Genomic DNA, 22,018 nt, shown 5'->3' on the forward strand with positions numbered 1-22,018 from the left:
GATCACGTGCTCAGGAACTGGGGGTGGGGGAGCAGTCGGGGCACAGGCCCCAGTAGATGACCTCGGCCTCGTCGATGAGGAAACCGTGGTCCTCGGAGGCGGTCAGGCAGGGTGTCTCGGCGACCGCGCAGTCGACATCGGCGACAGCGCCGCACGATCGGCACACGACGTGGTGGTGATTGTCCCCGACGCGTCCCTCGAAGCGGGCCGGGCTGCCGGCCGGTTCGATCCGGCGGACGAGTCCCGCCGAGGTGAGCGCGTGCAGGGCTTCGTAGACGGCTTGGAGGGATATATGGCCCACACGGTCGCGGACTCCCGCCGCGATCGCGTCGACGCCCAGGTGATCACCGCTGCGCACGGTCTCCAGCAGCGCCACGCGTGCGGCTGTCACGCGCAGGCCGGCACCGCGCAGCTCCTCGGCGGTGTTCGGTGTCCCCGATGCGGTCATGAGGCCGAACCTACCCTCATAAACACGAATGATTCAAGGAAACGAGCGAGACAAGTCTGGCTGTGTCGAGGCCATTCGATGTTTGCACATGCATGTCTTGACCCGTTGCCCGGAATATGGTATTCCGTCCGCGCGACGAGCGCGAGCACCGGCGGTGAGCACGAGCACTGGCGGTGAGCGCGAGCACCGGCAAGCACCGGGGTTGAGCGTGATCAGCGAGGGTGAGCGCGAGCACCGGGGGCGAGCGCGGGCGTGAGCGCCAAGGCGCCTGCGGCTCACACGCCGACCGTCGGGGCGGGCGGCGTCCAGCGGCGGTTCGGTGCGACGGAGGTGCCGACGCCGTAGTCCTTCCTGAACTGCTCGGGGATCGCGTAGTGCATCACGCGCCCGCGGGTGAGCGACGACAGCTCGAACACGGTCGTCAGATGCCCGAGACGGTCCAGGGCCCACGCGCCGAGCGGCGAGCGGTCCTCGATCGCCTCCAGCACCCCGAGCAGACGCGGTACGGCCTTCACCACCGTGTCCCACGCCGTGCGCGGCACCTCCAGCCAGTCCGCGCACGTGTCGCCGACCAGATGCCGGATCAGGGCCGAGACGATCGGGTCGAAGAAGGTGCCGGGGACGACCTCCTCGTAGAGGTCGATCAACTGCCGGGTCAGCTCCGCGCCCTCCGCGGACGGACCCATGTGCCGGACCATGTACAGATCCAGGAAGCGCCGGGCGTCGTCCAGGTCCTTCGGCACGGCGTCCTGGTCGACGCCGAGCATCGCGCCGACCACCCGCCACGCGTAGAAATACGCCTGGGCACCCTCGGTGCTCATATGGACGCCCAGCCGGTGCAGGCTGTCCAGGACGACCAGCGAGAAGAACATCTGCCCGCCGATCATGTCCTCCTGGCAGATCGGCACGCCCAGCGCGTCGACGTCCCAGCGTCCCTCCCGCCGCAGATGATGACGGATCGAGGCGTGCAGCAGCCGCACCTTCTGCGCGGCGGGCACGAACCGGCTCCCGGCCTCGAAGGCGTCGGGCCGCATCAGGTACACCGTGAACTGGCCGGTCTCCGCCATGCGCTTGGCGGGGTACTTCAGCGAATGCGTGGCCGACAGCAGCTTCGCCACGTGCGGCACGACGTAGCAGGCGGGCATCGACGCGAAGGACAGCGCGGTGGAGATGTGCACATTGTTGTCGGCAAAGAACAGCCGCGCCTTCTCCATCTCGCCCCAGTCCACCCACGCCGGCGGTGCGCTCGTCGCGCGCAGGTAGTCGACCGCCACGTCCGGCAGCCCCTCGGGCAGGGGCGCCCCGGCCGTCGAGACGTACCGCATCAGGGTGTTGAACTTCCCCACCTCGCCCCGCTCGAAGAGCGCGGCGACCGTGGCGTCGGCCAGTTCGTCGCCGGTGCGGCGCAGCGCGTCCATGGACGTCTCGGTGCGGGTCGTCGTCATCGCGGGCTCCTCATGGGGGTCGGGTCAGTGCAGGCGGTCCGTCGCGGACCGGGCGAGCCTGGCCAGTGCGCCGGCCGCGTGGCCGGGGAGGTCCAACTCGTGCAGCGCCCGGCCGGCCTCCTCGACCCGCGCGCCGATCATCCGCTCGATCCGGTCCGGCGCCCCGAGCCGGCGCATCAGCTCACGCACCGCCCGCGCCCCGTCCTCGTCCGGCCCGTCCCGGCCCAACAGGGCGCGCAGCTCCTCGCGTTCGGTGTCCCCGGCCAGCCGCCAGGGTCTCCGCCAGCAGGGCCGTGGGCCGCCTGCCGCGCAGATCGTCGAGGGGCGCCTTGCCCGTGTGCACCGGGTCCCCGAACAGGCCGAGCAGGTCGTCCCGCAGCTGGAACGCCTCGCCCAGCGGCAGCCCGTACGCCGAGAACCCCTCCCGCAGCCGTACGCCCGCTCCGGCCAGGGCGCCGCCGATGAGCAGGGGCTGTTCGACGGTGTACTTGGCCGTCTTGTACCGGATGACCTTCAGCGACGCGGCCGTGTCGGGGGCCGCGTCCGTGCGCAGGATCTCCAGGCACTCGCCCGCGATCAGCTCCCGTGCCAGCGTCCCCCACAGCGGGCGCGCCCGGGCCAGATACGCGGCGGGCAGGCCGCTCGTGACGAACAACTGCCCGGCCAGCGACATCAGCAGATCGCCGACGAGCAGCGCGAGCGAGCGCGCCGCGTCCGCGGCGTCCCGGCGCCCGCCGAGGGCCTCGGCGAGCGCGAGATGGACGGTGGGCCGGCCGTGCCGCAGCGGGCTGTCGTCGATGAGGTCGTCGTGGACCACGGCGGCGGCGTGCACCAGTTCCAGCGAGGCCGCCGCCCGAAGCAGCGCGTCGCTGTCGGGCTGGCCCGCCGACCGCCACCCCCAGTAGCAGAACGCCGCCCGCAGCCGCTTGCCGTCCGCGGTGGCGGCCTCGACCTGCGCGGCGACGGGCACGAGGTCCGGGTCGACGTCCAGGAGCAGTTCGCACTCCTCGGCCACGAACCGGCCGAGCACCTCGTCCACGCGCCGCTTGAAGGCCGCCGGGCGGTGCCGGTCAGTCACCGTCGCCGCCACGCCGGGTCAGGGCGTGCCGCGCGAGCACCTCCAGGTGCGGGGGCGCGGCGGCGTACCGGTCCAGCGCGAGCCGCCCCCGCGCGGCCAGGTCCTGCCGGGCCTCGGCGGCGAGCTCCGAGCGGTCCGGGCGCAGCAGCAGTCCCCGTACGGTGCCCAGTGCCGTTCCGACCGTGCTCACGGCGAGCTCGGCAAGGCCCGCCACCACCAGGACCGCCTGCTCGTCCAGCCCGTCACGACGCGTCATGTCCCCGCCCATCAGCACCTGTTGAGGCGACGCCGGTCGTACGCCGCCCCCGGCCAGCATGAGGGTGTGGGACACCTCGGGCGGGGTGAATCCACCATCGGGTGATCATGCCGTCCCGGTGTTCGGGGCGTGCGGGTGGTGGGGGCGGACAGCGGGACCCGACGGCCGTGCGCCGGGTTGTGGATACGATGATCACGACGGCCCCGGCGGACCGCCCCGGCGCCCGCGCGGGCCCGAGTCCGTGCCTTCGGCGAGAGGACGACCGTATGACCGCGCAGTCCGTCCGCGATCCGCGGGGCCCGCGGACCACTCACGACCCGGACGACCCCGAGTACGCCCGTATCCCCGGCACCCCCGTCGGCGGCACGGTGATCCTGCTCAACGGCGCGTCGAGCTCGGGGAAGTCGAGCATCGCCCGGGAACTGCTCGCCGTCCTTGACGGCACCTGGTTCCATCTGCCGGTGGACGCCTTCCACGCCCTGCGCGGGGGTGTCGTCCCCGAAGGCGGCCTGCAGGCGGAGATCGACCGGACCTGCAAAGGCTTCCACCGGGCGGTCGCGGGGATGGCGGCGGGCGGCAACAACCTCGTCGTCGATCACCCCCTGAGCCGCCGCTGGCGGCTGCTGGACCTGCTCGACGTGCTCGACCCCGAGAACACCGTGCTGGTCGCGGTCCGCTGCCCGCTGCCCGAGCTGGAGCGCCGCGAGGCCGAACGCGGCGACCGGCAGCGGGGTCTCGCCGCCCTCCAGTACCCGCACATCCACTCCCACGGTCCGCACGACATCGACGTGGACACCGGCCGCGACACCGCTGCCGAGTGCGCCCGGCGCGTCCGCGACTTCCTGACGGACCGCCCGCACCCGACGGCGTTCGAGAACCTGCGCCGCGCGTACGGCCGCTGAGCGCCGTGGCTCGGCCCTCGGCCCGCGTCCCCGCCGCGCGACCGGACCGGGTTCACCTCGGTCTCCCGCGGGCTCTCCTCCGCGGCGAGCCGGTCGCGCGCGAACAGCCGCCGCAGGTCGTGCCAGCCGGCAGCGGTCGCCCTCCGCGCCCAGCGGCCCGGCCCTCGACCAGCTCCCTCCCGCGTGTCCTCGGCGTCGAACAGTTCCTGGCCGGTGAGCTCCGCCGCGCCGGGAGCCGCGATGCCGGGGCCCGGGACCAGCGCCAGGCACCGGAACAACCGGGCGGCGGAGGAGGTGAGCTGACGGTGCGAAAGGTAAAAGCCGGGGTCGCCGGAAGCCGACGCGTCCAGCCGCCGTTCCGACAGCCGCCGCCGGTCCGACAGTCGCCGTCCGGTCCAACCAGTCTGGGTGGACGGCCAGTTGCCGACGACGCGCAGCGCGAGCGGCAGATGCCCGCAGTGCCGGGCGACGTCCTCCAGGGCGGCCCGGTCGGCCCCGGCGCGCTCCGCCCCGACCAGCCCCGCGAGGAACGCGGCCGCCTCCGCACCGCTCAACTCCCCGAGCGGCGGCCGGTGCACGCACTCCAGCCCGGTGAGCATCACGATACGAGTGCCGGGCGCGGTTCACGCGGGGCGCTTCACCGGGAGCGCACACGCCGTGCCCCTCGGCGCACCGAACGCGGCGGGGGACAGGCGACGAGGCCACAGGTGCCGTGCGGCCGTACGAATGTGGATCAGTGCTCGGCCCGTACGGGATGCCCGCTCATGATCGAGACCCGGTTGAAGGCGTTGATGGTGATCGCCACCCAGATCACCGCGGAGATCTGGTCCTCGGTGAGCGCCTCGCGTGCGGCGGCGTAGGCGGTGTCCTGTGCCGCCGTACCGGATGCCGCGGTCGTCGCCTCCGCGAGGTCGAGCGCGGCGCGCTCCTCGGGTGTGTAGACCTCGGTCTCGCGCCAGGCGGCGAGCACGCCCAGCCGCTGGTTCGTCTCGCCCGCGCGCAGCGCGGCGCGGGTGTGCACGTGCAGGCAGTAGGCGCAGCCGTTGATCTGGGACACCCGGAGGTTGACCAGCTCCACGAGCCTGCGCTCGAGCCCGGCCTCGGCGGCGGCCGCCCGTACGGCCTCCGCGGTCTGCGTCAGCGCGTGGTAGGCCTTCGGGGTCCGCTTGTCGACGTAGATCCGCTCGGCCTCGGGTTCGGGGCTGCTGTTCAAGCCGGTGCTCCTTCGGGTGCCGTGCGCCGCTGAGCTGCGTTAAGCTGCGCGGGCAAGTATTGTTTAAAGGTAAACTAACATGCGTGGAGGTGTTCCGATGAGCAACATCGAAACAGGACCTGTCGAGATGCGCTGCGGAACCGACACGGCCGGAGCGCCGGCGGTGGAACCGCGCGTCGACGTCCTCACTCCTCGCGATGTGCCCCTGGGCGGCCCGCGCGCGATGACCGTACGCCGCACCCTGCCGCAGCGGGCGCGCACCCTGATCGGCGCCTGGTGCTTCGCCGACCACTACGGCCCGGACGATGTGTCAGCCACCGGCGGCATGGTCGTCCCGCCGCATCCGCACACCGGACTGCAGACCGTGAGCTGGCTGTTCACCGGTGAGATCGAGCACCGCGACAGCCTGGGCAGCCACGCCTACGTGCGCCCCGGCGAGCTGAACCTGATGACCGGCGGCCACGGCATCGCCCACTCCGAGGTCTCCACCGACCGCACCTCCGTCCTGCACGGGGTGCAGCTCTGGGTGGCCCTGCCGCACGAACACCGGCACACCGGGCGGGACTTCCAGCACTACGCCCCCGGGCCCGTGCACGCCGACGGCGCCGAGATCCGTGTCTTCCTCGGCTCCCTCGCCGGATCGGACTCGCCGGTCGCCACCTTCACCCCGCTGCTCGGCGCCGAGATCGTCCTCGCCCCGCACGCCGCCCTCACCCTCGCCGTGGACCCCGGCTTCGAGCACGGCGTCCTGGTCGACCGGGGCAGCGTCCGGGTCGCCGACACCGTCCTCGAACGCGCCGAACTGGGCTACGTCCACCCCGGCCCCACGGCCCTGAATCTCCACAACGAGTCCGCGGCCCCGGCCCGGATCGTCCTGCTCGGCGGCACGCCCTTCGAGGAGGAGATCGTGATGTGGTGGAACTTCATCGGGCGCGGCCACGACGACATCGCCCGGGCCCGCGAGGACTGGGAGAACCACTCCGACCGCTTCGGCGCGGTCGCGGACTACCCGGGCGACCGCCTCCCGGCCCCCGCACTGCCCCACGCGACCATCACCCCGCGCCGCAACCCGCCCCGCCACTGACGCCGGCCCCGCGACGCCCCGGCTCCGGACCGGTCTCGTCCAGCCGCCCCGACCGACCCGACCCGACCCCGAGAGGAACCGCCCCATGAGCGACACCCCGACCGTCACCGTCCAGCCCGTCGACGTGCGCCACCGCTACGAGATCCATGTCGACGGCGTCCGCGCGGGCCTGACCGCCTACCGCGACCGCGACCGGCAGCGCGTGTTCTTCCACACCGAGGTCGACGACGCCTTCGCCGGACAGGGACTGGCGGGCAGGCTGGTCGAGGAGGCGCTGACCGATGTGCGGGCACGGGGCATGCGCGTCGTGCCCGTCTGCCCCTATGTCGCCAAGTTCCTGAAGCAGCACCACGAGTTCGACGACATCACCGACCCGGTGACGCCCGAGGCCGTCGCCTGGCTGCAGCGGCAACTCGGCTGACACCTCCGGTCCACCCCGCGTCCGAGCCGCGGTTCGTCCCGTCCGGTCACGATGTCGGCGACGTGGAGTCGGGACCGTGGTGTCGGAGGGGGACGAGGTGTCGCTGGAGCCGGTGCGGTTCACGGTGCTGGGCCCGGTGCGGGCCTGACGGGCGGGAGCGGAGCCGGACCCACGGCGGCCGCCGACCGGCACAGGGTCCCGCGGAGATAGGGTCGGCCGGGCAATGTCCTGGTACGACACCCTGGAACGGATCCCGCGATGAGCGACGACTGGATCACGCGCACCGAGACCCCCGCGGACGTCCCCGCCGTCCGCGCGATCGTACTCGCGGCCTTCGACACCCCGATGGAGGCCGACCTCGTGGACGCCCTGCGGACGGACGAGGCATGGATCGAGGGGCTGTCCGTCGTGGCGGCAGGTCCCGACAACACCCCCGTCGGCCACGCGCTGCTGACCCGCTGCCACATCGGCGAGGTGCCGGCGCTGTGCCTGGCGCCGGTGGCCGTGCTGCCGGAGCACCAGCGCACCGGTGCCGGTGCGGCGGCCGTCCGGGCGGCGCTGCGGGCGGCCGCGGAGCTCGGCGAGCGGTTCGTCGTGGTGCTCGGCCACTCGTCGTACTACCCGAGGTTCGGCTTCACCCGTGCCTCCGCCCACGGCATCTCGGTGACCTTCGACGTCCCCGACGAGGCCCTCATGGCCCTCGCCCTCGACCCCGAGCAGGCACTGCCGGGCGGCCCCGTCCGGTACGCCGAGCCCTTCGGCATCTGACCAGAAGGAGCCGGGCGGGGCTGTGACAGCCCCGCCCGGCCCGGTGCGCGATCCGGAGTCAGCGGCCGAGCAGTCGCTTCACGCGCTTGCCCTTGGCCGACTCGCCCAGCGTCTTCCACAGCTCGGCGGACCCGGTGTATGTGTAGACGCCCGGGGCGCCCTGCTCGGCGCAGCCGTCGCCGTACGACACCACGCCTATCTGGTAGACGCCCTGACGGCCCTTGAGCTTGCGGAACATCGGGCCGCCGCTGTCACCCTGGCAGGAGTCCCTGCCCTCGACACCCGCGCAGACGTTGACCTTCTTGTCGTAGTCCGGGTACGAGGCCTTGCACTCGATGTGCGACACGATCGGCACGTTCACCGCGCGCAGCCGGTCCGGGTAGGCCGGCACCTCGGTGTTGACGTTGCCCCAGCCGGCGACGGTCGCCTGGGCGCCCGGACGGATCAGGGCGTCCGTGCCGAGCGTGGGCAGCAGGACCGGCGCGACGCCGGTGACCGGCTTGTCGAGGTACAGGAAGGCGACGTCGTACGCCTCCTGGCCCCGGGCGTAACGCGGGTGGACCACGATGTCGGTCACGTTGCGCAGGTGGCCCTGGTTCTTCTTGGAGAGCGCCGTACGGCCGACGGTGGTCTCGATCTCCTTGGGGTCGGTGCCCAGCACGCAGTGCGCGGCCGTCATGACCAGGTCCCGCGCGAGCAGGCTGCCACCGCAGAACTGCCGGTCGACCGGCCTGCCCGGGCCCTTCGACAGCAGCGCCGCCATGAACGGGTGCTTGCCGTCGGGCAGTTGCACACCGCCGATGATGTTCGCGGTCGGCCGTCCGCGGTCCGCTGTGTCGCCGGCCGCCTGGGCGGACCCGACGGACGTGGCGGTCAGCGCGAGCGCGGCGCCGCACACGGCCGTGGCGGCGGCGATCCGCCGGCAAGTCGCTCTGTGGGGGGTGGACAGACGCATGAAGTGTCTTCTCCGTTCTGCGTGTTCCCGGCCACCGCCGGACGCCCGGCCCGGCGCCTCGACCGGGCCCGGAGCCGGGCGAGTCGCCCGGCTCGGTGGCATGTCGTACAGCCAGACGGGAACCGCGGGACGGAGGTTCACTCAGGATCCGGACAAGCCGACCGGGGTGCCAGCGCCGCCAGTTCCTCCGCCGTACGAGGTCCGGGCGCGGCCTCGTCGAGCAGCCCCCGGGCGCGCAGCAGGCCCGCGGCCGCGATGCCCCAGGGCAGGCGCAGTCCGGCCCGGCCGAGGAGATCGGTGCGGGCCAGGACGGTGGCGACCGGGCCGGTGCGCACCCCCTGCGGGGTCAGGAGGGCGGCGTCGTCGGCCCAGCGCAGGGCCAGGTCGACGTCGTGGGTGGCCATCACCACCGTGGTACCTCCGGCACGCAGTTCGCCGAGGGTGGTGAGCAGGCGCTCCTGGCCGTCGGGGTCCAGACCCGCGGTCGGTTCGTCCAGGATCAGCACCCGCGGGCGCATCGCGACCGCGCCCGCGATGGCGGTGCGCTTGCGCTGGCCGTACGACAGCAGGTGCGTGGGCCGGTCGGCCAGCGCGGTGATGCCCAGCGCGGCCAGCGCCTCGGCCACCCGCGAGCGGACCTCCGCGTCGGGCAGGCCGAGGTTCAGCGGGCCGAAGGAGACGTCCTGCGCCACCGACGCGGCGAACAGCTGGTCGTCGGGGTCCTGCACCACCAGCTGCACGGTGGTCCGCAGCCGGGTCAGCCCCGCACGGCCGTACGACACTGGCTCCCCCTCGGCCGTCAGCCTCCCCGCACGCGGCCGCAGGCCCCCGCTGAGCAGCCGCATCAGGGTCGTCTTGCCGCTGCCGTTGCGGCCGAGCAGGGCCAGGGCGCGCCCCTCGCGCACCTCGAAGTCCAGCCCGTCCAGCACGGTCGGCCCGTCCTCGTAGGCGAAGGAGACCCCGTGCAGGGCGACGACGGGGGGCTTGCTCACGGCAGGAGCCTTTCCAGGACGAGGGTGACGGAGATCAGGGCGGTGAGCAGGGCGAGCGCGGCGGCCGTGAAGGGAGCGGAGACCCGGGCCTCGGGCACCAGCACGCGCAGGGTGCCGTCGTAGCCGCGCCCGGCGAGCCCGGACTGCAGCCGCGTCGCGCGGTCGAAGGCCCGCACGAACGCGGTGGCGCCGAGCCCGGCGAGCGAACGCCATGTCGCCGCCCGTGTGGTGTGCCCGAGCCGCGCGGCCTGCGCCTCGTGGACCCGCCGCACCGAGTCCAGCAGCAGGAAGCTCATGCGGTAGGTCACCAGCGCCACGTCCACCACCGGCGCGGGCACCCCGGCCCGCACCAGCCGCGGCAGCAGATCGGACATGGGCGTGGTGAACGCGAACAGCAGCACCCCGAGCGAGGCCGCCGAGGTGCGCAGCATCAGTTCCCCGGCCCGCACGGCACCCCCGTCCGCGAGCGACACCCAGCCGCCGGGGCCGCCGACCTGGACCAGCAGCGTGAGGGCACCGGTCGCGCAGAAGCCGAGCGGCACCCGGTAGGCGCGCCACAGCCGGCGGCCCGGCACACCCGCCGGACCCAGCAGCAGGGCCACGGCGGTGACCAGGACGAGGGCCGCCCCCGGCCAGGGCGGCAGGGAGATCGCCAGCACGGTCAGACCGAGCCCGAGCACCGCCTTGTCCACGGGGTGGCGACGGCGCCAGCGGCTGCTGTGCGCCGCCGCGTCGATGGGCAGCACGCGCGGTCAGTCCCGCCCGGCGCCCGAGCGGCTGTCGACGGCCGGCCCCTTCGCCGGCTCCCGCCCGGCCTCGTCCCGTGCGGGCGCCGCGTCCCGGTCCGCCCCGGCGCCCTCCGCCGTCGCCGCCTCGGCCGTCGTGTGCTCCGACGCCCGCCGCTCACCCTGCCTGCGGCCCTTGCGCAGCCCGAAGTAGTAGGCGAGGACGCCCGCGCCGAGGGCGGCCTGGAGGGAGAACAGCGCCGACTCGATCTCGCCGGAGGGCGGCTCGTAAAGGGGCGAGAACCAGGGCTCGTAGTCCGGTTCGAGTTCGGTGATGGCCGTCTCCGCCTCGGCGTCCGCGCCGGTGAAGGGCTCCTCCTTGTGGTCCCCGAGCCCGAGTACCAGCGGCAGCACCGCCAGTGCGGCGACGAGAACCAGCAGCAGGAGGTTGATCTTCGTGTTGCGCTTCACCGGGCCACCGCCTCGGTCTTCGGGCTGTCCACCAGGACGCCGAGCCGGGCCAGTTCACCCTTGCTGGACTGGGAGAGCAGCCGCATGACCAGGACCGTCAGCAGGCCCTCGCTCACCGCTAGGGGGATCTGCGTGATGGCGAAGATGGAGCCGAACTTGCCGAGCGCGCCCAGGAATCCGCTGCTCGGGTCCGGGAAGGCGAGCGCGAGCTGCACGCTGGTCACGCAGTAGGTCGACAGGTCCGCGAGGAACGCCCCGCAGAACACCGCGACCATCAGCGGCACGTCGTAGCGGCGCAGCAGGCGGTACACCGCGTAGCCGGCCCAGGGCCCGGCGACGGCCATCGAGAAGACGTTGGCGCCGAGTGTGGTGAGACCGCCGTGCGCCAGCAGCAGCGCCTGGAACAGCAGGGTGATGGTGCCCAGTACCGCCATGATCGGCGGCCGGAAGAGGATGGCGCCCAGGCCCGTGCCGGTGGGGTGGGAGCAACTCCCGGTCACCGAGGGCAGTTTGAGCGCGGACAGGACGAAAGTGAAGGCGCCGGAGGCGCCGAGCAGCAGCGTGCTCTCGGGATGTTCGCGCACCTCACGGGTGAGCGAGCGCACTCCGTGGACGACGAAGGGCGCGGACGCGACGCCCCAGGCGATCGCGTGCGCCGGAGGCAGAAAACCCTCGGCTATGTGCATGGCCCGGCAGACCCTCTCCAGCACCTCGTGGATGGTTGACGCGCCCTGGCCGGTCTCCTGGCTGACGGGTACCACCGCCCGAACTCCGCCTTCCCGGGTCAAGGACCCAGTGGCTGCCCCAGAGGGCCGGAGCCGGACTTCCCGATCACAGTGGCGAGGGCCGCACCGGTTTCGCACCGGATTTCCCGTTCACCAAGGCGTGGCGACACTAGTCGCCGGAACAGGACGGTGACAAGCGGACCCCGGCCGGTGACGAGGGGTTCCGAGGGGCGCGAAGGCCCGAACCGGGCGGAGGGCGCACGACCTTCACGCGCCGGAGCCGCCGCCGTGGTGATCATCGTCACGGCCGGCGGCGGCCGCGCCCGACGGCGTCAGGAGACCGCGCCCAGCTCTCCGCCGAGCACGCGCCGTCCGTCGCGCTCCTCCTTCTCCGGGGCACCCTGCGCCCACAGCGAGCGCACATGGCCGAGATGGCGGGCGATGCACCGCTCGGCGCCCTCCGCGTCCCCGGCGATCATCAGGTCGAGCAGTTCGAGGTGCTCCTCGGCCGACGGGATGAGACGGTCGCTCTTGTCGAGCGCGGTCAGCCCGTACAGCCGGGACCGCTTGCGCAGGTCGCCGACCGTCTCGACGAGCCGGTCGTTGCCGCCGAGCGCGAGCAGCGAGAGGTGGAACCGGCGGTCGGCCTCCAGATAGCCGATGAGGTCGTGCGCGCGGGCCGCGGCCACGATCCGCTCGGCCACCGGCCGCAGCGCCTCCAGATCCGCGCGGGAGGCACAGCGCGTGATCCGTCCGATCATCGTGACCTCGATGCACCGCGGACTTCCGCTGCGAGGGGCCGCTGCGCCCCTGACAGCCCCGGACGCCCCGCAGGGGGCCGCGGCGACCGGGTACGGCGTCAGCCGACCCGGTCGCCCGGTCCGACCGGGTGCGCCTCCAGGCCCGACGCGGCCAGCACATCGGCGATCAGCTCGGCGGAGCCGCACACATACGTGCTGACCAGGTCCACGTCCCCGCCCACGCACCAGGCCCGGTCCTGCGGCCACCACAGATCGGGCAGCTCGGCGAACTCGTCCGCCGACACCGGCGACACGGCGTCGGCCAGCGGCCCGGAGAGCAGCACCTCGTCCCGGCCCGGCGTGGCGAACGTGGGCACGTCGTCGAAGTCCACGCGTCCGTAGCCGCTCCAGAGGCCGAACCAGCACCGCTCCGCCGTGCCCGTGTGCCGGGCGAGCACGGGGATCAGCGCGTCCGCGACCTCGGGCGGCGTCGGGCCCTCCGCCGGATGCTCGTCCCACACGCCCGGCAGGCCGTACTCGGCGGCGTGGTAGTAGTCCCGGCCGGTGCCGATGACCTCGTACCAGTCGGTGAGCGGCGCGACCGCCCGCCCGTAGGCGGCGGCCACCGTCGCCCAGCGCACCGGGCGTTCGCCGAGCGACGCCGGATGGAGCACTCGCGCACAGGCCTCGAATCCGGGCGCGGCGACTCCCGCCACCTTCCCCAGACTCCACTGCTCCGCCGGGCCCTTGCCGATCCACTCGGCGGCGGCGAGGTCGTCGGCGCACACACGCAGCCGTCCGTACCGTTCGGGCGTGGGCTCCCGGTGCACCGGGTGGTAGTCGTTCATCCGCACAGTCTGCCGGGCGAGGCCCTGTCACGGAGTGCGGGGGCGGGAGGCTCACTGGCCGTTGTTCGGACTTTGTTCTGACCCGGAGCGTGCGGCGGTCGCGGCGGCGGGGGATCGGCGAGGATCCGTGCATGGATGAGATCGTGCTCATGTCAGACCCGGAGATCGCCGCCATTCCCGTCGCCGACTGCGGCGAGCCGCTCGTCGACGTACGGCTCGACGGCTCGCTCGTCGTCGACGTCCGTCAGGAGGATGCCCCGGGGGCGTTCGCCCACCTCAGAGAGGGTGTCCTGGCCCGGCTGGTCAAGGCGCAGGCGCAGCTCCCCGACGGTCTGCGGCTGCTCTTCGTCGAGGGATACCGGCCGCCCTCGCTGCAACGGCGGTACTTCGAGGAGTACGCCGACGGCCTGCGCGCCGCCCACCCGGACTGGCCCCCGGACCGGATCCGCCGCGCCGCGAGCCGGTATGTGTCGCCACCGGAGATCGCCCCGCACAGTGCCGGCGCCGCCGTAGACCTCACCCTCGTCGACGCCGACGGACGGGAGCTCGACATGGGGACCGCGATGAACGCGAACCCCGAGGAGAGCGACGGCGCCTGCTACACCGACGACCCGCACATCAGCGCCGAGGCGCGGGCCAACCGTCGCATCCTCACGGACGCCCTGACCTCGGCCGGGCTGGTCAACTACCCCACCGAGTGGTGGCACTGGTCCTACGGCGACCGGTACTGGGCGCTGGTCACCGGCGAACACCGCACCAGATACGCCCCGACCGAACTCCAACTCCCTGACTGACGGCAAACAGCCATCAAGGGCAAGAGGGAGAGGCCATGCTCACCCACAGCCCGCAGCCCAACCGCCCCCAGGGGCGCGGGGAACTGCGCGAACACCCCCACCGGCGGGTCAGCCGAAAACGCACGCGGCCAAGGGAGGGGGTCGCAGCGCCACCGCTCTCAAGGGGCGCGGGGAACTGCGCGAACACCCCCACCGGCGGGCCGGCTGAAAGCGGACGCGGTCAAGGGAGGGGGTCGCAGCGCCACCGCCCTCAAGGGGCGCGGGGAACTGCGCGAACACCCGCACCGGCCGGTCAGCCGAAAACGCACGCGAACGAAAGGCCGCGCCGCCACGTCACGGCCGACGCCCGAAAGCCACGAAGTGGCAGGCGAAGAAGCGCAGGTCGGCCGCATCGCGCTCCAGGCCCTGGAAGGCCTCGTCCCAGCGGGCGAGGTCCTCCGGCCCGGCCAGGCCCTCCGCGACCAGGGCGTCCCGGGCCGCCCAGGCCGGGCCGCGCATACCGGGCGGGGGAGCGACGACCTCGATGTGACCCTCGAAGGCCGTGACCTCCAGACCGGCCGCGACGAGCAGTTCGTCCAGGCGGCCGCCGACACTGAGGTCGTTGCCGCGCCGCCGGTGCAGTGCGCGGTAGCTGTCCTCCAGCTCCAGGAGCACCTCGGGCGCTCCGCGCAGGCGGAAGTTGCGCACGTCGATGTCGACCAGATACACCGCGCCGCCGCCAGGCCGGGCCAGCGAGGCCAGGTGGTCCACGATGGCCTGCTCCCGGCCGCCGTTGTGGGCGAGTACATGCCGGAGCATCACCAGGTCGAAGGCTCCGGCGGGCAGGCCGGTGGCGTCGGCGGACCCGGCGACGGTGTGGACGCTCACCCCCGCCCGTTCCGCGAGCGCCTGCGCGGTGGTCAGCGCGTCGCCGTCCCGGTCGACCGCCCAGACGCCGCCCTCGGGACCCGCCACGGCCGCCAGACGGACGGAGACCGCCCCGGGACCGCACCCCACGTCGGCGATCCGCGCCCCGGGCACCGCCCCGGCGGCATCCCACAACGCGCGCTCGCGCCGCTCGGCGGCCTCGGCCATCATCCGGTAGCGCGCGATCTCCGACTCACTGAGGGACAGCAGGTAATCGGCCACCCCACCATCGTGCACCCGGCGCGCCGAAGCCGTCCGTACTCCGGCCGAAGACGGGCCCCGCGCCGGAGACGGGCACGGCGGGTCACGCCGGGGCGAGCCGGGACCGCCCGGGGCTCAGGCGTCGTCCGCCGGGTGCACCCGCCGTCCCTCCACGAAGGTCTCCAGCACCCGTGTGGCGGCGATCTCCTCTGCCGGACCCGCGAACGGGTCCCGGTCCAGGACCACCAGGTCGGCCGCCTTGCCGACGGTGATGCTGCCGGTGAGGTCGTCGAGATGGTTCACATACGCCGTGCCCGCCGTGTACGCGGCGATCGCCGTGCCCAGGTCGAGCCGCTGCCCGGGCAGGAAGACGGGCGTGCCCTGCGGCGCGCCGGGCTCGACGCGGTTGACCGCCACATGCAGCGCCTGGAGCGGGTCCGGGCTGCTCACCGGCCAGTCGCTGCCGGCGGCGAGCGTGGCACCGGCGCGCAGCAGGTCGCCGAACGGGTACTGCCACGAGCCGCGCTCCGCGCCGAGGAACGGCAGGGTCAGCTCGTACTCGAAGCGCTCGCGGCGCGGGCGCCGGGCGGCGCTCAGAGCCAGGGGCGGTGACCGGGGCCGGTCGGGTGGGTGCCGGTGACGCCCATGACGAGCGAGTACAGCGTGGTGTCGGCGGCGATGAACAGACGGTTGCGCTTGGCGCCGCCCCACGCGATGTTCGCCACCACTCCGGGGACGTTCAGCCTGCCGATGAGGGTGCCGTCCGGGTCGTAGCAGTGCACACCGTCGGCCATCGCGGCGGCCCACAGCCGGCCGCCGTCGTCGAAGCGGAGGTTGTCGAAGCGGCCGGTGCCGCCTTCCTGGATCTCGGCGAAGACGTCACCGCGCGAGAGCGTGCCGTCGGGGCGCACGTCGTACACGCGGATGCGTCCGGCGCGGGTGTCGGAGACGTACAACTGCCGTTCGTCGGGGGAGAAGACCAGGCCGTTGGGTGCTTCGAGGTCGTCGGCCACGAGCGTGACCTGGCCGGTCTCCGGGTCGATCCGGTAGACGTTGCAGGAGCCGGTCTCGGACTCGGCGCGATGGCCCTCGTAGTCGCAGGTGATGCCGAAGTCCGGGTCGGAGAACCAGATCGAGCCGTCCGACTTCACGGCCGCGTCGTTGGGGCTGTTGAGCCGCTTGCCCTCCCAGTGGTCGGCGAGCACGGTCACGGTGCCGTCGTGCTCGGTGCGCGTCACGCGGCGGTTGCCCTGCTCGCAGGTGATCAGACGGCCCTGGTGGTCGAGGGTGTTGCCGTTCGGGTGGCCCGCCGAGGTGCGGAAGACGCCGACCGCTCCGGTGGCCTCGTCCCAGCGCAGCATCCGGTCGTTGGGGATGTCGCTCCAGATCAACTGCCGCCAGGCCGGCACGTACAGCGGGCCCTCGGCCCAGCGGCAGCCCTCGTGCAGGACCTCCAGGTGCGAGTCGCCGACGGTGCAGCGGCCGGTGCGGAAGCGGTCGTCGATGATTTCGTACAGAGGGCGCTCGGTGCTGGTCATGGCGTCACATCCCGGGTGTCGGAGCATGCGAGGGAATACGGCGTACGAACCGAATGCCCTGAACCGAATTCGGCTGATCATGAGTATCACAGAACGCTGTATGGTTGTCACAAGAGTTGACTGAAGGAAGGGATCGAGTGTGGATCATATCGACCGGCAGTTGATCGTCCTGCTCCAGCAGGACGCGGCCCAGTCGTACGCGGCTCTCGGCCAGGCCGTGGGGCTCTCCGCCGGCGCCGCGCACGAGCGGGTGCGCAAGCTGCGGGAGCGGGGGCTGATCCGCCGGACCACCATCGAGGTCGATCCCGGCGCGGTCGGCGGCGACGTACTCGCCTATGTCCAGGTGCACTCCACGGCGTGGATCGGCGATTCCGCCGACCGCTTCGCCGCCCTGCCCGAGATCCAGGAGGCCCATGTGATCGCGGGCAGCGCCTCGGTGATCGTCAAGGTGCGGACGGCCACGACGCGGCAACTCCAGGACGTGCTGCGGCGGTTGCACGCCATCGAGGGCGTGAGCGGGACCGAGGCGACCGTCGTGCTGGAGACGTTCTTCGAGCGTCCGGTGGCGCCTGTGGAGCCTTGAGGCCGGTGTCCGGTGGCGCCGTTGGGGGCTTGAGGCCGGTGTTCGACAGCGCTGTCGAAGCTCCGGGCCGGGCGGAACCGTCGGCGCCTCAGGCCGCCCGCGGCCCCGGCCCGGACGGGGCGCTCACCCTGGAGGCCGAGGCTCCCCGAGGTGCGGGCCGCCCGCGTCAGCCCTGCCGTTCCTCGTCCACCGCCGCCTCGTACGCGAGCAGTGTGTCCACGAACATCCGCCGCTGATCCGGGGTCAGCGGGGCCAGTGCCCTGCGCCAGGCGGCCGCGCCGGGGGCCAGCCAGGCCGTGATCGAGGGCTCCTGCTCGGCCGCGACGGCGATGATTCGGCGACGCCGGTCCGTCTCGTCCTCGCGGCGCTCCAGGATGCCCATCCGGTTCAGCTCGCCGACCAGCAGGCTCGCGGTCGTCGGCGCGACCTGGAGCCGGGCGGCCAGCTCGTTCACGGTCATCGGTCCGTCGAACAACAGGCAGGCCAGCAGCGACAGATGCCGTGGTGCCAGCGGGAAGGACCGCAGCGCCTCGGGGACCGGGATCTTCTTCGCCCGGCCCACCATGCGGGGCATGAGCAGCAGCAGCGCCCGCACGGCGTCGTCCAGCTCCTCAGGGCCCTTCCCCGGGGCGTTCTCGGACGTCGTCATGACGGACCTTCCCTCGGGGCATTTACCTTTGATTCCAAAGATGCTTTACTTGCAAAGCGAATTGCTCCTGCATGATACCCATCGGCGTGAACGGAGATCCACCATGCCGCACTTCAGCGTGCACATCCGCGAAGAGGCCCTGGACGGAACGGTCGAACCGAAGCTCATCAGGGCCCTGACCGACGCGGTCGGCGCGGTCTACGGCGAAGGCTTCAGCCGCCTGGTCGCCGTCGACCTCATCGGTGTTCCGCAGCACCGGCGCGGTATCGGTGGCGTCCGGACCGACAAGGACGCCCCGGTGGTCACCCTCAGCATGCGCGAGGCGGCCTATCACCTCGCCGAGGTCCCGGACGCCCCGGCCCGTCTGGTCGCCGCCGTCGTCGACGCCATGGCGGGCGCGCTCGGCGAGCACATCCGCGACGAGGTCGTGGTCACCGTGGAGGGCGTCCCGGACGGCCGTACCGGGGTGGCCGGCGCGGTGGCCTGAGCGGCCACCACGCCCGGCCGGTCACATGGTGCCCGCGCAGCAGACCGGCCGGGAGCACCACGTACGCCGGGCCGCCCGGCCGGTCGCGGGGTCCGTCACGGTCGGCCGGATCGACGACGCGCGCCGGCCGCGTGCCGTACAGGCGGCGCCGAGCAGGCCGCGGTTCACGTACGAGGCTCAGAACGGCGCCGCTCGCCCGCCTGGTCCGTTCAGGTCGGGGTCGCCGACCTGGAGAGCGCCCAGCCCTGTCCGGTCGTCCCGGCCCCGCATTTGCTGCTCGCCGACCCCGGCTGCCGCAACTGCTGCGCGAGACCGGCGCGGTGGTGGGACCCGCCGTACCGCCCGCGCGGACCGCCGACTCGCCGCGCTGGGCCCGGAGTCTGCGGGACGCGGGAGCCGCCGCCGGTCCGGACGCCCCGGCGGTGACCGACCCGTCCCTCGCCCGGCTGCCGCTGCTCGCGGACCCGGCACTGGTGCCGCTGATGGCACACCGGCATCTCGCACCCCTCGCGTCCCTCACCCCCAAGTAGCGCGACCGCCTCGCCGGCACCCTGTCGGCCTGTCTCCAGACGCCCCACAGCACCGCCCCGGAGATCGCGGCCCGCCTGGGCATCCACCCCAGACCGCGCGGCAGCGCCGCATCAGGTGCGGCGCCTCTTCCGGGACGCCCTGGCCGACCCCGACGCCCGCTTCGAGCTCGGGGCGGCGCTGCGGGCGTGTGCGGCCGTGGTGTCCTGAAGAGACACGATTCCCCCTGGTTCGGCGTTCGGTGCAGTGCGCCAACGTACGCCGGCCCAGTTCCGCTCAGGCCCCACGACCACACAAAATGATCACCAAGAACGGCGGAGGATCCGCTTCCTCAGTCGCCCTTCGGCGCCGCCTGCTGCACCACCTCGAACGACCACAGCGTGGACCCGGAGGCCGCGGGCTTCGGCCGCTCCCCGCCCTGCGGGCCGCCGCCCTGGTGAGCGGCCTTCATCGGGCCCTCCATCCAGGCCTGGAAGGACTCCTCGTCCCGCCAGCGCGTGTAGACGAGGTAGCTGTCGGTGCCCTCCACCGGCCGCAGCAGCTCGAACCACTCGAAGCCGTCGGAGTTCTCCACGGCGTGGGCGCGGGAGGCGAAGCGCTTCTCCAGCACCTCGCGCTGCTCGGCGGGCACGGTCAGTACGTTGATCTTGACTACGCTCATGCCCTCATCCTGCCGCACCCCCGCCCGCACCTGCCCGGCGCCCCGCGCGGCGGACACGGGCCGCTCGGCCCCGGTCACCGGACCGCGTCCGGGATTCCCGCACGCCCGGCCCGGAGCTCGGAGGGGACCAGTTCGGGCAGCCGGCCGGTCCGGCTGGTGGACCGCGCTCAGGCCACCGCGCTCAAGGTGTCCGCGAGGCGGCGGCGGGCCGACCGGGACGCGGGCAGGGCCGCGAGCGCGGTCGCGCCCAGGACCGCGCTCGCGCACAGGAGCAGCAGGAGCACCGGGGAGGGGCCCTGGGCGATGCCGGAGCCGATGCCGCTGGACCGGCCCTGGGCGTCGATCAGCCAGTGGGCCAGCGGCAGGCCGAGGGCCGTGGCGAGGAGCACGGCCACCAGCGCCGTACCGCCGGTCGCGGTGACCGTGATCGCGGTGATCTGCCGGGGCGACAGCCCGATGGCCTTCAGCGCGAGCAGATCGCGCTCGGACTCGCGGACCGTGCCGCCGATCGCGGTCAGCAGCTCCACCAGACCGATCAGGGCGAGGACGGCGATCAGCCCCAGGACGACCCCGCGCAACGGGGAGAGCCCGTCGGCCGGGTTCACGACCGCGTGCACGTCCAGGTGCCCGGACCCGGCCCCGGCCAGACGGCCGGCCACCGTGTGCGGGTCGGCGCCCGGGGCGATACGGACCTGGTAGAGGGTCGGGCCGAGGCCGGGGTCGTTCTCGCGCAGGGTGTCCAGCGTGGTCGAGATGACCCGGCCCGCGTTGTCCGGCTCGATGGAGCGGCCGACGATGTGCAGGATCTGCGGCTGGTCGCCGACGGTCATCCGCACCCAGTCGCCGACCCGTACGTCGAGCAGATCGAGCAGCCCCTGACCGGCCACGGCCTCGTCCGGGCCGCGCGCCGGGCGGCCCTGCGCCAGGGCGTACGGGTAGGGGTCCCGGCGGGTGCCGAGGCCGCGCAGGGCGATGGTCTCCGTCTGCCCGGGGACCAGCGCGGCCACCTCGACGCCCGGATACACGGCGGCCACCTGCGGATCCCGGTCGAGCAGTGCCCGGGTGCGGTCGGCGCCGAGCGAGGCGTCGGGGCGGACGGCCAGCGCGGCGGGCAGGCCGATCTGCTCCGGCCTGCTGTGGAACCGGTCCATCGTGGTCCAGGCGCTCATCGCCACGACGATCAGCAGCAGCGGCAGCGTCAGCCGGCCGACCGCGGCGAGGGAACGCGGGTGGCGCGCGAACGCCCGGTGGCAGCCGAGGACCAGCGCGGGGGAGACGCGCAGACGCGTCAGCGGGGAGCGCGCGGCACGCAGCAAGGCCGCGCCCGCACCGGTCGCGGACGGATCGCCGGTCCGGGACGGATCAGCACCGGTAAGGGGCCGATCGGGCGCCTCGGTCCCGGGCCCGGTCCGCGGGCTGCCGCCGCCCCGGGCGGCCAGGGCCCAGCGGGCCGCTCCCGACAGCCGGCCACCCCGGGGCGCCGCGGGCCGGGGCACCGGCACCGGCGGCACCCGGCCCGCCCGCCACGCGGCCAGCCCCGTCGTCGCGGCGATGAACAGCACCGCCCCGACCGGCACCGCGAACAGCGTCACCGTCTGCCCCGGCAGCCCCTGCCACACCCCGACCGCGTCCCCGAGGCGCCCCGGGACCAGACTGCCGAGGGACTCGGTGAGCGCGGCGGCGGCCACGGCACCGAGCAGCGCGTAGGCGAGGTGCTGGAACAGGAAGAGGCGGACGACCTGGGCAGGCGTGAAGCCGACCGCCTTCAGGACGGAGATGTCCCGCAGATGACCCCGGATACGGGTGCCGATCGCGCCGTGCACCGCGAATCCGGCGGCCAGCAGGGCGCCGAGCCCGAACAGGCCGAGCACCTGGCCGAGCAGCCGGTTGTCGTTCTGGGCCTCGGCCCGCGCCTGCTGCCAGGTGGCGACCTCGCCGATGGCCCCGGCGCCCAGCACGGTCACGGCCCGCTGGACGGCATACCCCGTGTCGGACGGGTCCTTCAGCCGCAGGCCGATCACCTGGCCGTCGGGGTCGGGCAGCGCGGACGGCAGCGCCCAGACCAGGCCGCGCCGCTCGCCGGGCCGGTAGCGCGGCTCGGCGCTGTCGGCGACCCCGAGGACCGTGAGCCGGCGCGGCTCACCGGGCAGGCTGAGCGTGTCGCCGGGCTCCGCCAGCAGCGCGCGGGCGAGCCGGGTCTCCAGCACGACACCGTCGGGCGTCGCCGGGTCCAGCCAGCTGCCCGCGGTCAGCAGCGGACGGCCGATCCCGGGCCGGGCCGAGGTGCCGCGCAGTTCCACCGAGGCGCGTACGCCCCGCGTGGCGACCGTGGCGGAGGCCGCCGGGTAGGGCCCCGCGACGGAGTCGACGCCGTCGAGCGCGGACAGCTTCCCGGCGTCCGCCGAGGAGTCGGTGTGCAGCCACACATGCGCCCCGTGGGCCTGCGTGAACACCCGTTGCCAGGGGTTCGTGGCGTACCCGAACAGGGCGGCCGCGAGCAGCAGCGACACGACGATGCCCGCGGTCGCGAGGACGAGGAACAGCGCCTCGCCGCGATGCGTCCGCAGATCGGAGTGCGCCCAGCGCAAGGTGGCCCGCAT

Annotated in this window: 24 protein-coding genes, 2 pseudogenes and 1 riboswitch; of the genes and pseudogenes, 8 read left to right on the forward strand and 18 right to left on the reverse strand. The window is 73.6% G+C overall.

What is annotated here, in order from left to right; all coding sequences use genetic code 11:
- Nucleotides 1-10: 10 nt before the first annotated feature.
- From ABZZ79_RS28325 to ABZZ79_RS28340, 4 genes and pseudogenes are all read right to left on the reverse strand, one after another.
- Nucleotides 11-448 carry a Fur family transcriptional regulator gene (locus ABZZ79_RS28325; protein WP_356693366.1) on the reverse strand — a complete coding sequence of 146 codons (438 nt, stop codon included), beginning with the start codon at nt 446-448 and terminating at the stop codon, nt 11-13.
- Between the two features lie 275 nt (nt 449-723).
- Nucleotides 724-1,893, reverse strand: a complete 1,170-nt coding sequence (locus ABZZ79_RS28330) for an oxygenase MpaB family protein (protein ID WP_356693368.1) — start codon at nt 1,891-1,893, stop codon at nt 724-726.
- Nucleotides 1,894-1,917: 24 nt separating this feature from the next.
- Nucleotides 1,918-2,971, reverse strand: a pseudogene (locus ABZZ79_RS28335) (polyprenyl synthetase family protein).
- Entirely contained in the window at nt 2,964-3,239 is a 276-nt protein-coding gene (locus tag ABZZ79_RS28340) for a polyprenyl synthetase (RefSeq protein WP_356693499.1), read from the reverse strand. The pseudogene ABZZ79_RS28335 and the gene ABZZ79_RS28340 overlap by 8 nt, the downstream one beginning before the upstream one ends.
- 254 nt (nt 3,240-3,493) lie before the next feature.
- Between ABZZ79_RS28340 and ABZZ79_RS28345 the strand changes: the two genes are divergently transcribed.
- Nucleotides 3,494-4,129, forward strand: a complete 636-nt coding sequence (locus ABZZ79_RS28345; protein ID WP_356693370.1) for an AAA family ATPase — start codon at nt 3,494-3,496, stop codon at nt 4,127-4,129.
- Between the two features lie 733 nt (nt 4,130-4,862).
- Here the strand turns inward: ABZZ79_RS28345 and ABZZ79_RS28350 are convergent.
- Nucleotides 4,863-5,342 (reverse strand): carboxymuconolactone decarboxylase family protein, encoded by a 480-nt coding sequence (locus ABZZ79_RS28350; RefSeq protein WP_356693372.1) that lies wholly within the window; start codon nt 5,340-5,342, stop codon nt 4,863-4,865.
- Between the two features lie 97 nt (nt 5,343-5,439).
- On the opposite strand from ABZZ79_RS28350, the gene ABZZ79_RS28355 reads away from it, so the two are divergent.
- The 3 genes from ABZZ79_RS28355 to ABZZ79_RS28365 all read left to right on the forward strand — a co-directional run bounded on the left by ABZZ79_RS28355 (nt 5,440) and on the right by ABZZ79_RS28365 (nt 7,615).
- The gene (locus ABZZ79_RS28355) at nt 5,440-6,426 is read left to right on the forward strand and encodes a pirin family protein (RefSeq protein WP_356693374.1); all 987 of its coding nucleotides are present in this window, start codon (nt 5,440-5,442) and stop codon (nt 6,424-6,426) included.
- Between the two features lie 85 nt (nt 6,427-6,511).
- Nucleotides 6,512-6,847: a GNAT family N-acetyltransferase gene (locus tag ABZZ79_RS28360; protein ID WP_356693376.1), complete on the forward strand. Its 336-nt coding sequence runs from the start codon at nt 6,512-6,514 to the stop codon at nt 6,845-6,847.
- A 258-nt stretch (nt 6,848-7,105) separates the two neighbouring features.
- Nucleotides 7,106-7,615, forward strand: coding sequence for an N-acetyltransferase (locus tag ABZZ79_RS28365; RefSeq protein ID WP_356693378.1), 510 nt, complete (start codon nt 7,106-7,108; stop codon nt 7,613-7,615).
- Nucleotides 7,616-7,673: 58 nt separating this feature from the next.
- Here the strand turns inward: ABZZ79_RS28365 and ABZZ79_RS28370 are convergent, their stop codons facing one another.
- From ABZZ79_RS28370 to ABZZ79_RS28400, 7 genes and pseudogenes are all read right to left on the reverse strand, one after another.
- Nucleotides 7,674-8,570 carry a serine protease gene (locus ABZZ79_RS28370; protein WP_356693380.1) on the reverse strand — a complete coding sequence of 299 codons (897 nt, stop codon included), beginning with the start codon at nt 8,568-8,570 and terminating at the stop codon, nt 7,674-7,676.
- 137 nt (nt 8,571-8,707) lie between these two features.
- Nucleotides 8,708-9,562 (reverse strand): ATP-binding cassette domain-containing protein, encoded by an 855-nt coding sequence (locus ABZZ79_RS28375; protein WP_356693382.1) that lies wholly within the window; start codon nt 9,560-9,562, stop codon nt 8,708-8,710.
- Nucleotides 9,559-10,308 carry a cobalt ECF transporter T component CbiQ gene (gene cbiQ / locus ABZZ79_RS28380; RefSeq protein ID WP_356693384.1) on the reverse strand — a complete coding sequence of 250 codons (750 nt, stop codon included), beginning with the start codon at nt 10,306-10,308 and terminating at the stop codon, nt 9,559-9,561. The genes ABZZ79_RS28375 and cbiQ overlap by 4 nt, the downstream gene beginning before the upstream one ends.
- A 6-nt stretch (nt 10,309-10,314) precedes the next feature.
- Nucleotides 10,315-10,758 carry an energy-coupling factor ABC transporter substrate-binding protein gene (locus ABZZ79_RS28385; RefSeq protein ID WP_356693386.1) on the reverse strand — a complete coding sequence of 148 codons (444 nt, stop codon included), beginning with the start codon at nt 10,756-10,758 and terminating at the stop codon, nt 10,315-10,317.
- Complete coding sequence (locus ABZZ79_RS28390) at nt 10,755-11,444, reverse strand: energy-coupling factor ABC transporter permease (RefSeq protein WP_356693501.1); 690 nt, start codon at nt 11,442-11,444, stop codon at nt 10,755-10,757. The genes ABZZ79_RS28385 and ABZZ79_RS28390 overlap by 4 nt, the downstream gene beginning before the upstream one ends.
- 29 nt (nt 11,445-11,473) lie before the next feature.
- Nucleotides 11,474-11,679: riboswitch (cobalamin riboswitch) on the reverse strand.
- Nucleotides 11,680-11,815: 136 nt separating this feature from the next.
- A pseudogene (locus tag ABZZ79_RS28395) lies at nt 11,816-12,256 on the reverse strand (FCD domain-containing protein); the annotation flags it as partial.
- Between the two features lie 86 nt (nt 12,257-12,342).
- Complete coding sequence (locus ABZZ79_RS28400; protein ID WP_356693388.1) at nt 12,343-13,071, reverse strand: hypothetical protein; 729 nt, start codon at nt 13,069-13,071, stop codon at nt 12,343-12,345.
- Between the two features lie 131 nt (nt 13,072-13,202).
- Here ABZZ79_RS28400 and ABZZ79_RS28405 point away from each other — a divergent pair, with 131 nt between their 5' ends.
- Nucleotides 13,203-13,865, forward strand: coding sequence for a M15 family metallopeptidase (locus ABZZ79_RS28405; protein WP_356693390.1), 663 nt, complete (start codon nt 13,203-13,205; stop codon nt 13,863-13,865).
- Nucleotides 13,866-14,198: 333 nt separating this feature from the next.
- Here ABZZ79_RS28405 and ABZZ79_RS28410 read toward each other — a convergent pair whose 3' ends face one another.
- From ABZZ79_RS28410 to ABZZ79_RS28420, 3 genes are all read right to left on the reverse strand, one after another.
- On the reverse strand, nt 14,199-14,993 hold the full coding sequence (locus ABZZ79_RS28410; protein ID WP_356693392.1) for a methyltransferase domain-containing protein: 795 nt from the start codon (nt 14,991-14,993) through the stop codon (nt 14,199-14,201).
- A 114-nt stretch (nt 14,994-15,107) separates the two neighbouring features.
- Complete coding sequence (locus tag ABZZ79_RS28415) at nt 15,108-15,683, reverse strand: amidohydrolase family protein (RefSeq protein WP_356693394.1); 576 nt, start codon at nt 15,681-15,683, stop codon at nt 15,108-15,110.
- A complete protein-coding gene (locus ABZZ79_RS28420) occupies nt 15,566-16,510 on the reverse strand; it encodes an SMP-30/gluconolactonase/LRE family protein (RefSeq protein WP_356693396.1) in 945 nt (314 codons plus the stop codon). The genes ABZZ79_RS28415 and ABZZ79_RS28420 overlap by 118 nt, the downstream gene beginning before the upstream one ends.
- Before the next feature lie 139 nt (nt 16,511-16,649).
- On the opposite strand from ABZZ79_RS28420, the gene ABZZ79_RS28425 reads away from it, so the two are divergent.
- Complete coding sequence (locus tag ABZZ79_RS28425) at nt 16,650-17,093, forward strand: Lrp/AsnC family transcriptional regulator (protein ID WP_356693398.1); 444 nt, start codon at nt 16,650-16,652, stop codon at nt 17,091-17,093.
- Nucleotides 17,094-17,259: 166 nt separating this feature from the next.
- Here the strand turns inward: ABZZ79_RS28425 and ABZZ79_RS28430 are convergent, their stop codons facing one another.
- Nucleotides 17,260-17,742: a MarR family winged helix-turn-helix transcriptional regulator gene (locus ABZZ79_RS28430; RefSeq protein ID WP_356693400.1), complete on the reverse strand. Its 483-nt coding sequence runs from the start codon at nt 17,740-17,742 to the stop codon at nt 17,260-17,262.
- A gap of 103 nt (nt 17,743-17,845) precedes the next feature.
- On the opposite strand from ABZZ79_RS28430, the gene ABZZ79_RS28435 reads away from it, so the two are divergent.
- Nucleotides 17,846-18,229 (forward strand): hypothetical protein, encoded by a 384-nt coding sequence (locus ABZZ79_RS28435; protein WP_356693402.1) that lies wholly within the window; start codon nt 17,846-17,848, stop codon nt 18,227-18,229.
- A gap of 320 nt (nt 18,230-18,549) precedes the next feature.
- The gene (locus ABZZ79_RS28440; RefSeq protein WP_356693404.1) at nt 18,550-18,759 is read left to right on the forward strand and encodes a hypothetical protein; all 210 of its coding nucleotides are present in this window, start codon (nt 18,550-18,552) and stop codon (nt 18,757-18,759) included.
- A gap of 329 nt (nt 18,760-19,088) precedes the next feature.
- Here the strand turns inward: ABZZ79_RS28440 and ABZZ79_RS28445 are convergent, their stop codons facing one another.
- A complete protein-coding gene (locus ABZZ79_RS28445; RefSeq protein ID WP_356693406.1) occupies nt 19,089-19,418 on the reverse strand; it encodes an antibiotic biosynthesis monooxygenase in 330 nt (109 codons plus the stop codon).
- Nucleotides 19,419-19,585: 167 nt separating this feature from the next.
- A complete protein-coding gene (locus tag ABZZ79_RS28450) occupies nt 19,586-22,018 on the reverse strand; it encodes an FtsX-like permease family protein (RefSeq protein ID WP_356693408.1) in 2,433 nt (810 codons plus the stop codon).

This window comes from Streptomyces sp. NPDC006458, from assembly GCF_040612135.1.
Taxonomy (GTDB): Bacteria; Actinomycetota; Actinomycetes; order Streptomycetales; family Streptomycetaceae; genus Streptomyces.

Excerpts from the sequence above, each read along its gene's own strand:
- ABZZ79_RS28390 (WP_356693501.1), bottom strand. The coding sequence starts at position 11,444 with ATGCACATAGCCGAGGGTTTTCTGCCTCCGGCGCACGCGATCGCCTGG.
- ABZZ79_RS28370 (WP_356693380.1), bottom strand. The coding sequence starts at position 8,570 with ATGCGTCTGTCCACCCCCCACAGAGCGACTTGCCGGCGGATCGCCGCC.
- ABZZ79_RS28340 (WP_356693499.1), bottom strand. The coding sequence starts at position 3,239 with ATGGGCGGGGACATGACGCGTCGTGACGGGCTGGACGAGCAGGCGGTC.
- ABZZ79_RS28360 (WP_356693376.1), top strand. The coding sequence starts at position 6,512 with ATGAGCGACACCCCGACCGTCACCGTCCAGCCCGTCGACGTGCGCCAC.
- ABZZ79_RS28345 (WP_356693370.1), top strand. The coding sequence starts at position 3,494 with ATGACCGCGCAGTCCGTCCGCGATCCGCGGGGCCCGCGGACCACTCAC.
- ABZZ79_RS28450 (WP_356693408.1), bottom strand. The coding sequence starts at position 22,018 with ATGCGGGCCACCTTGCGCTGGGCGCACTCCGATCTGCGGACGCATCGC.
- ABZZ79_RS28445 (WP_356693406.1), bottom strand. The coding sequence starts at position 19,418 with ATGAGCGTAGTCAAGATCAACGTACTGACCGTGCCCGCCGAGCAGCGC.
- ABZZ79_RS28420 (WP_356693396.1), bottom strand. The coding sequence starts at position 16,510 with ATGACCAGCACCGAGCGCCCTCTGTACGAAATCATCGACGACCGCTTC.
- ABZZ79_RS28330 (WP_356693368.1), bottom strand. The coding sequence starts at position 1,893 with ATGACGACGACCCGCACCGAGACGTCCATGGACGCGCTGCGCCGCACC.
- ABZZ79_RS28325 (WP_356693366.1), bottom strand. The coding sequence starts at position 448 with ATGACCGCATCGGGGACACCGAACACCGCCGAGGAGCTGCGCGGTGCC.
- ABZZ79_RS28435 (WP_356693402.1), top strand. The coding sequence starts at position 17,846 with ATGCCGCACTTCAGCGTGCACATCCGCGAAGAGGCCCTGGACGGAACG.
- ABZZ79_RS28430 (WP_356693400.1), bottom strand. The coding sequence starts at position 17,742 with ATGACGACGTCCGAGAACGCCCCGGGGAAGGGCCCTGAGGAGCTGGAC.
- ABZZ79_RS28400 (WP_356693388.1), bottom strand. The coding sequence starts at position 13,071 with ATGAACGACTACCACCCGGTGCACCGGGAGCCCACGCCCGAACGGTAC.
- ABZZ79_RS28355 (WP_356693374.1), top strand. The coding sequence starts at position 5,440 with ATGAGCAACATCGAAACAGGACCTGTCGAGATGCGCTGCGGAACCGAC.
- ABZZ79_RS28365 (WP_356693378.1), top strand. The coding sequence starts at position 7,106 with ATGAGCGACGACTGGATCACGCGCACCGAGACCCCCGCGGACGTCCCC.
- ABZZ79_RS28405 (WP_356693390.1), top strand. The coding sequence starts at position 13,203 with ATGGATGAGATCGTGCTCATGTCAGACCCGGAGATCGCCGCCATTCCC.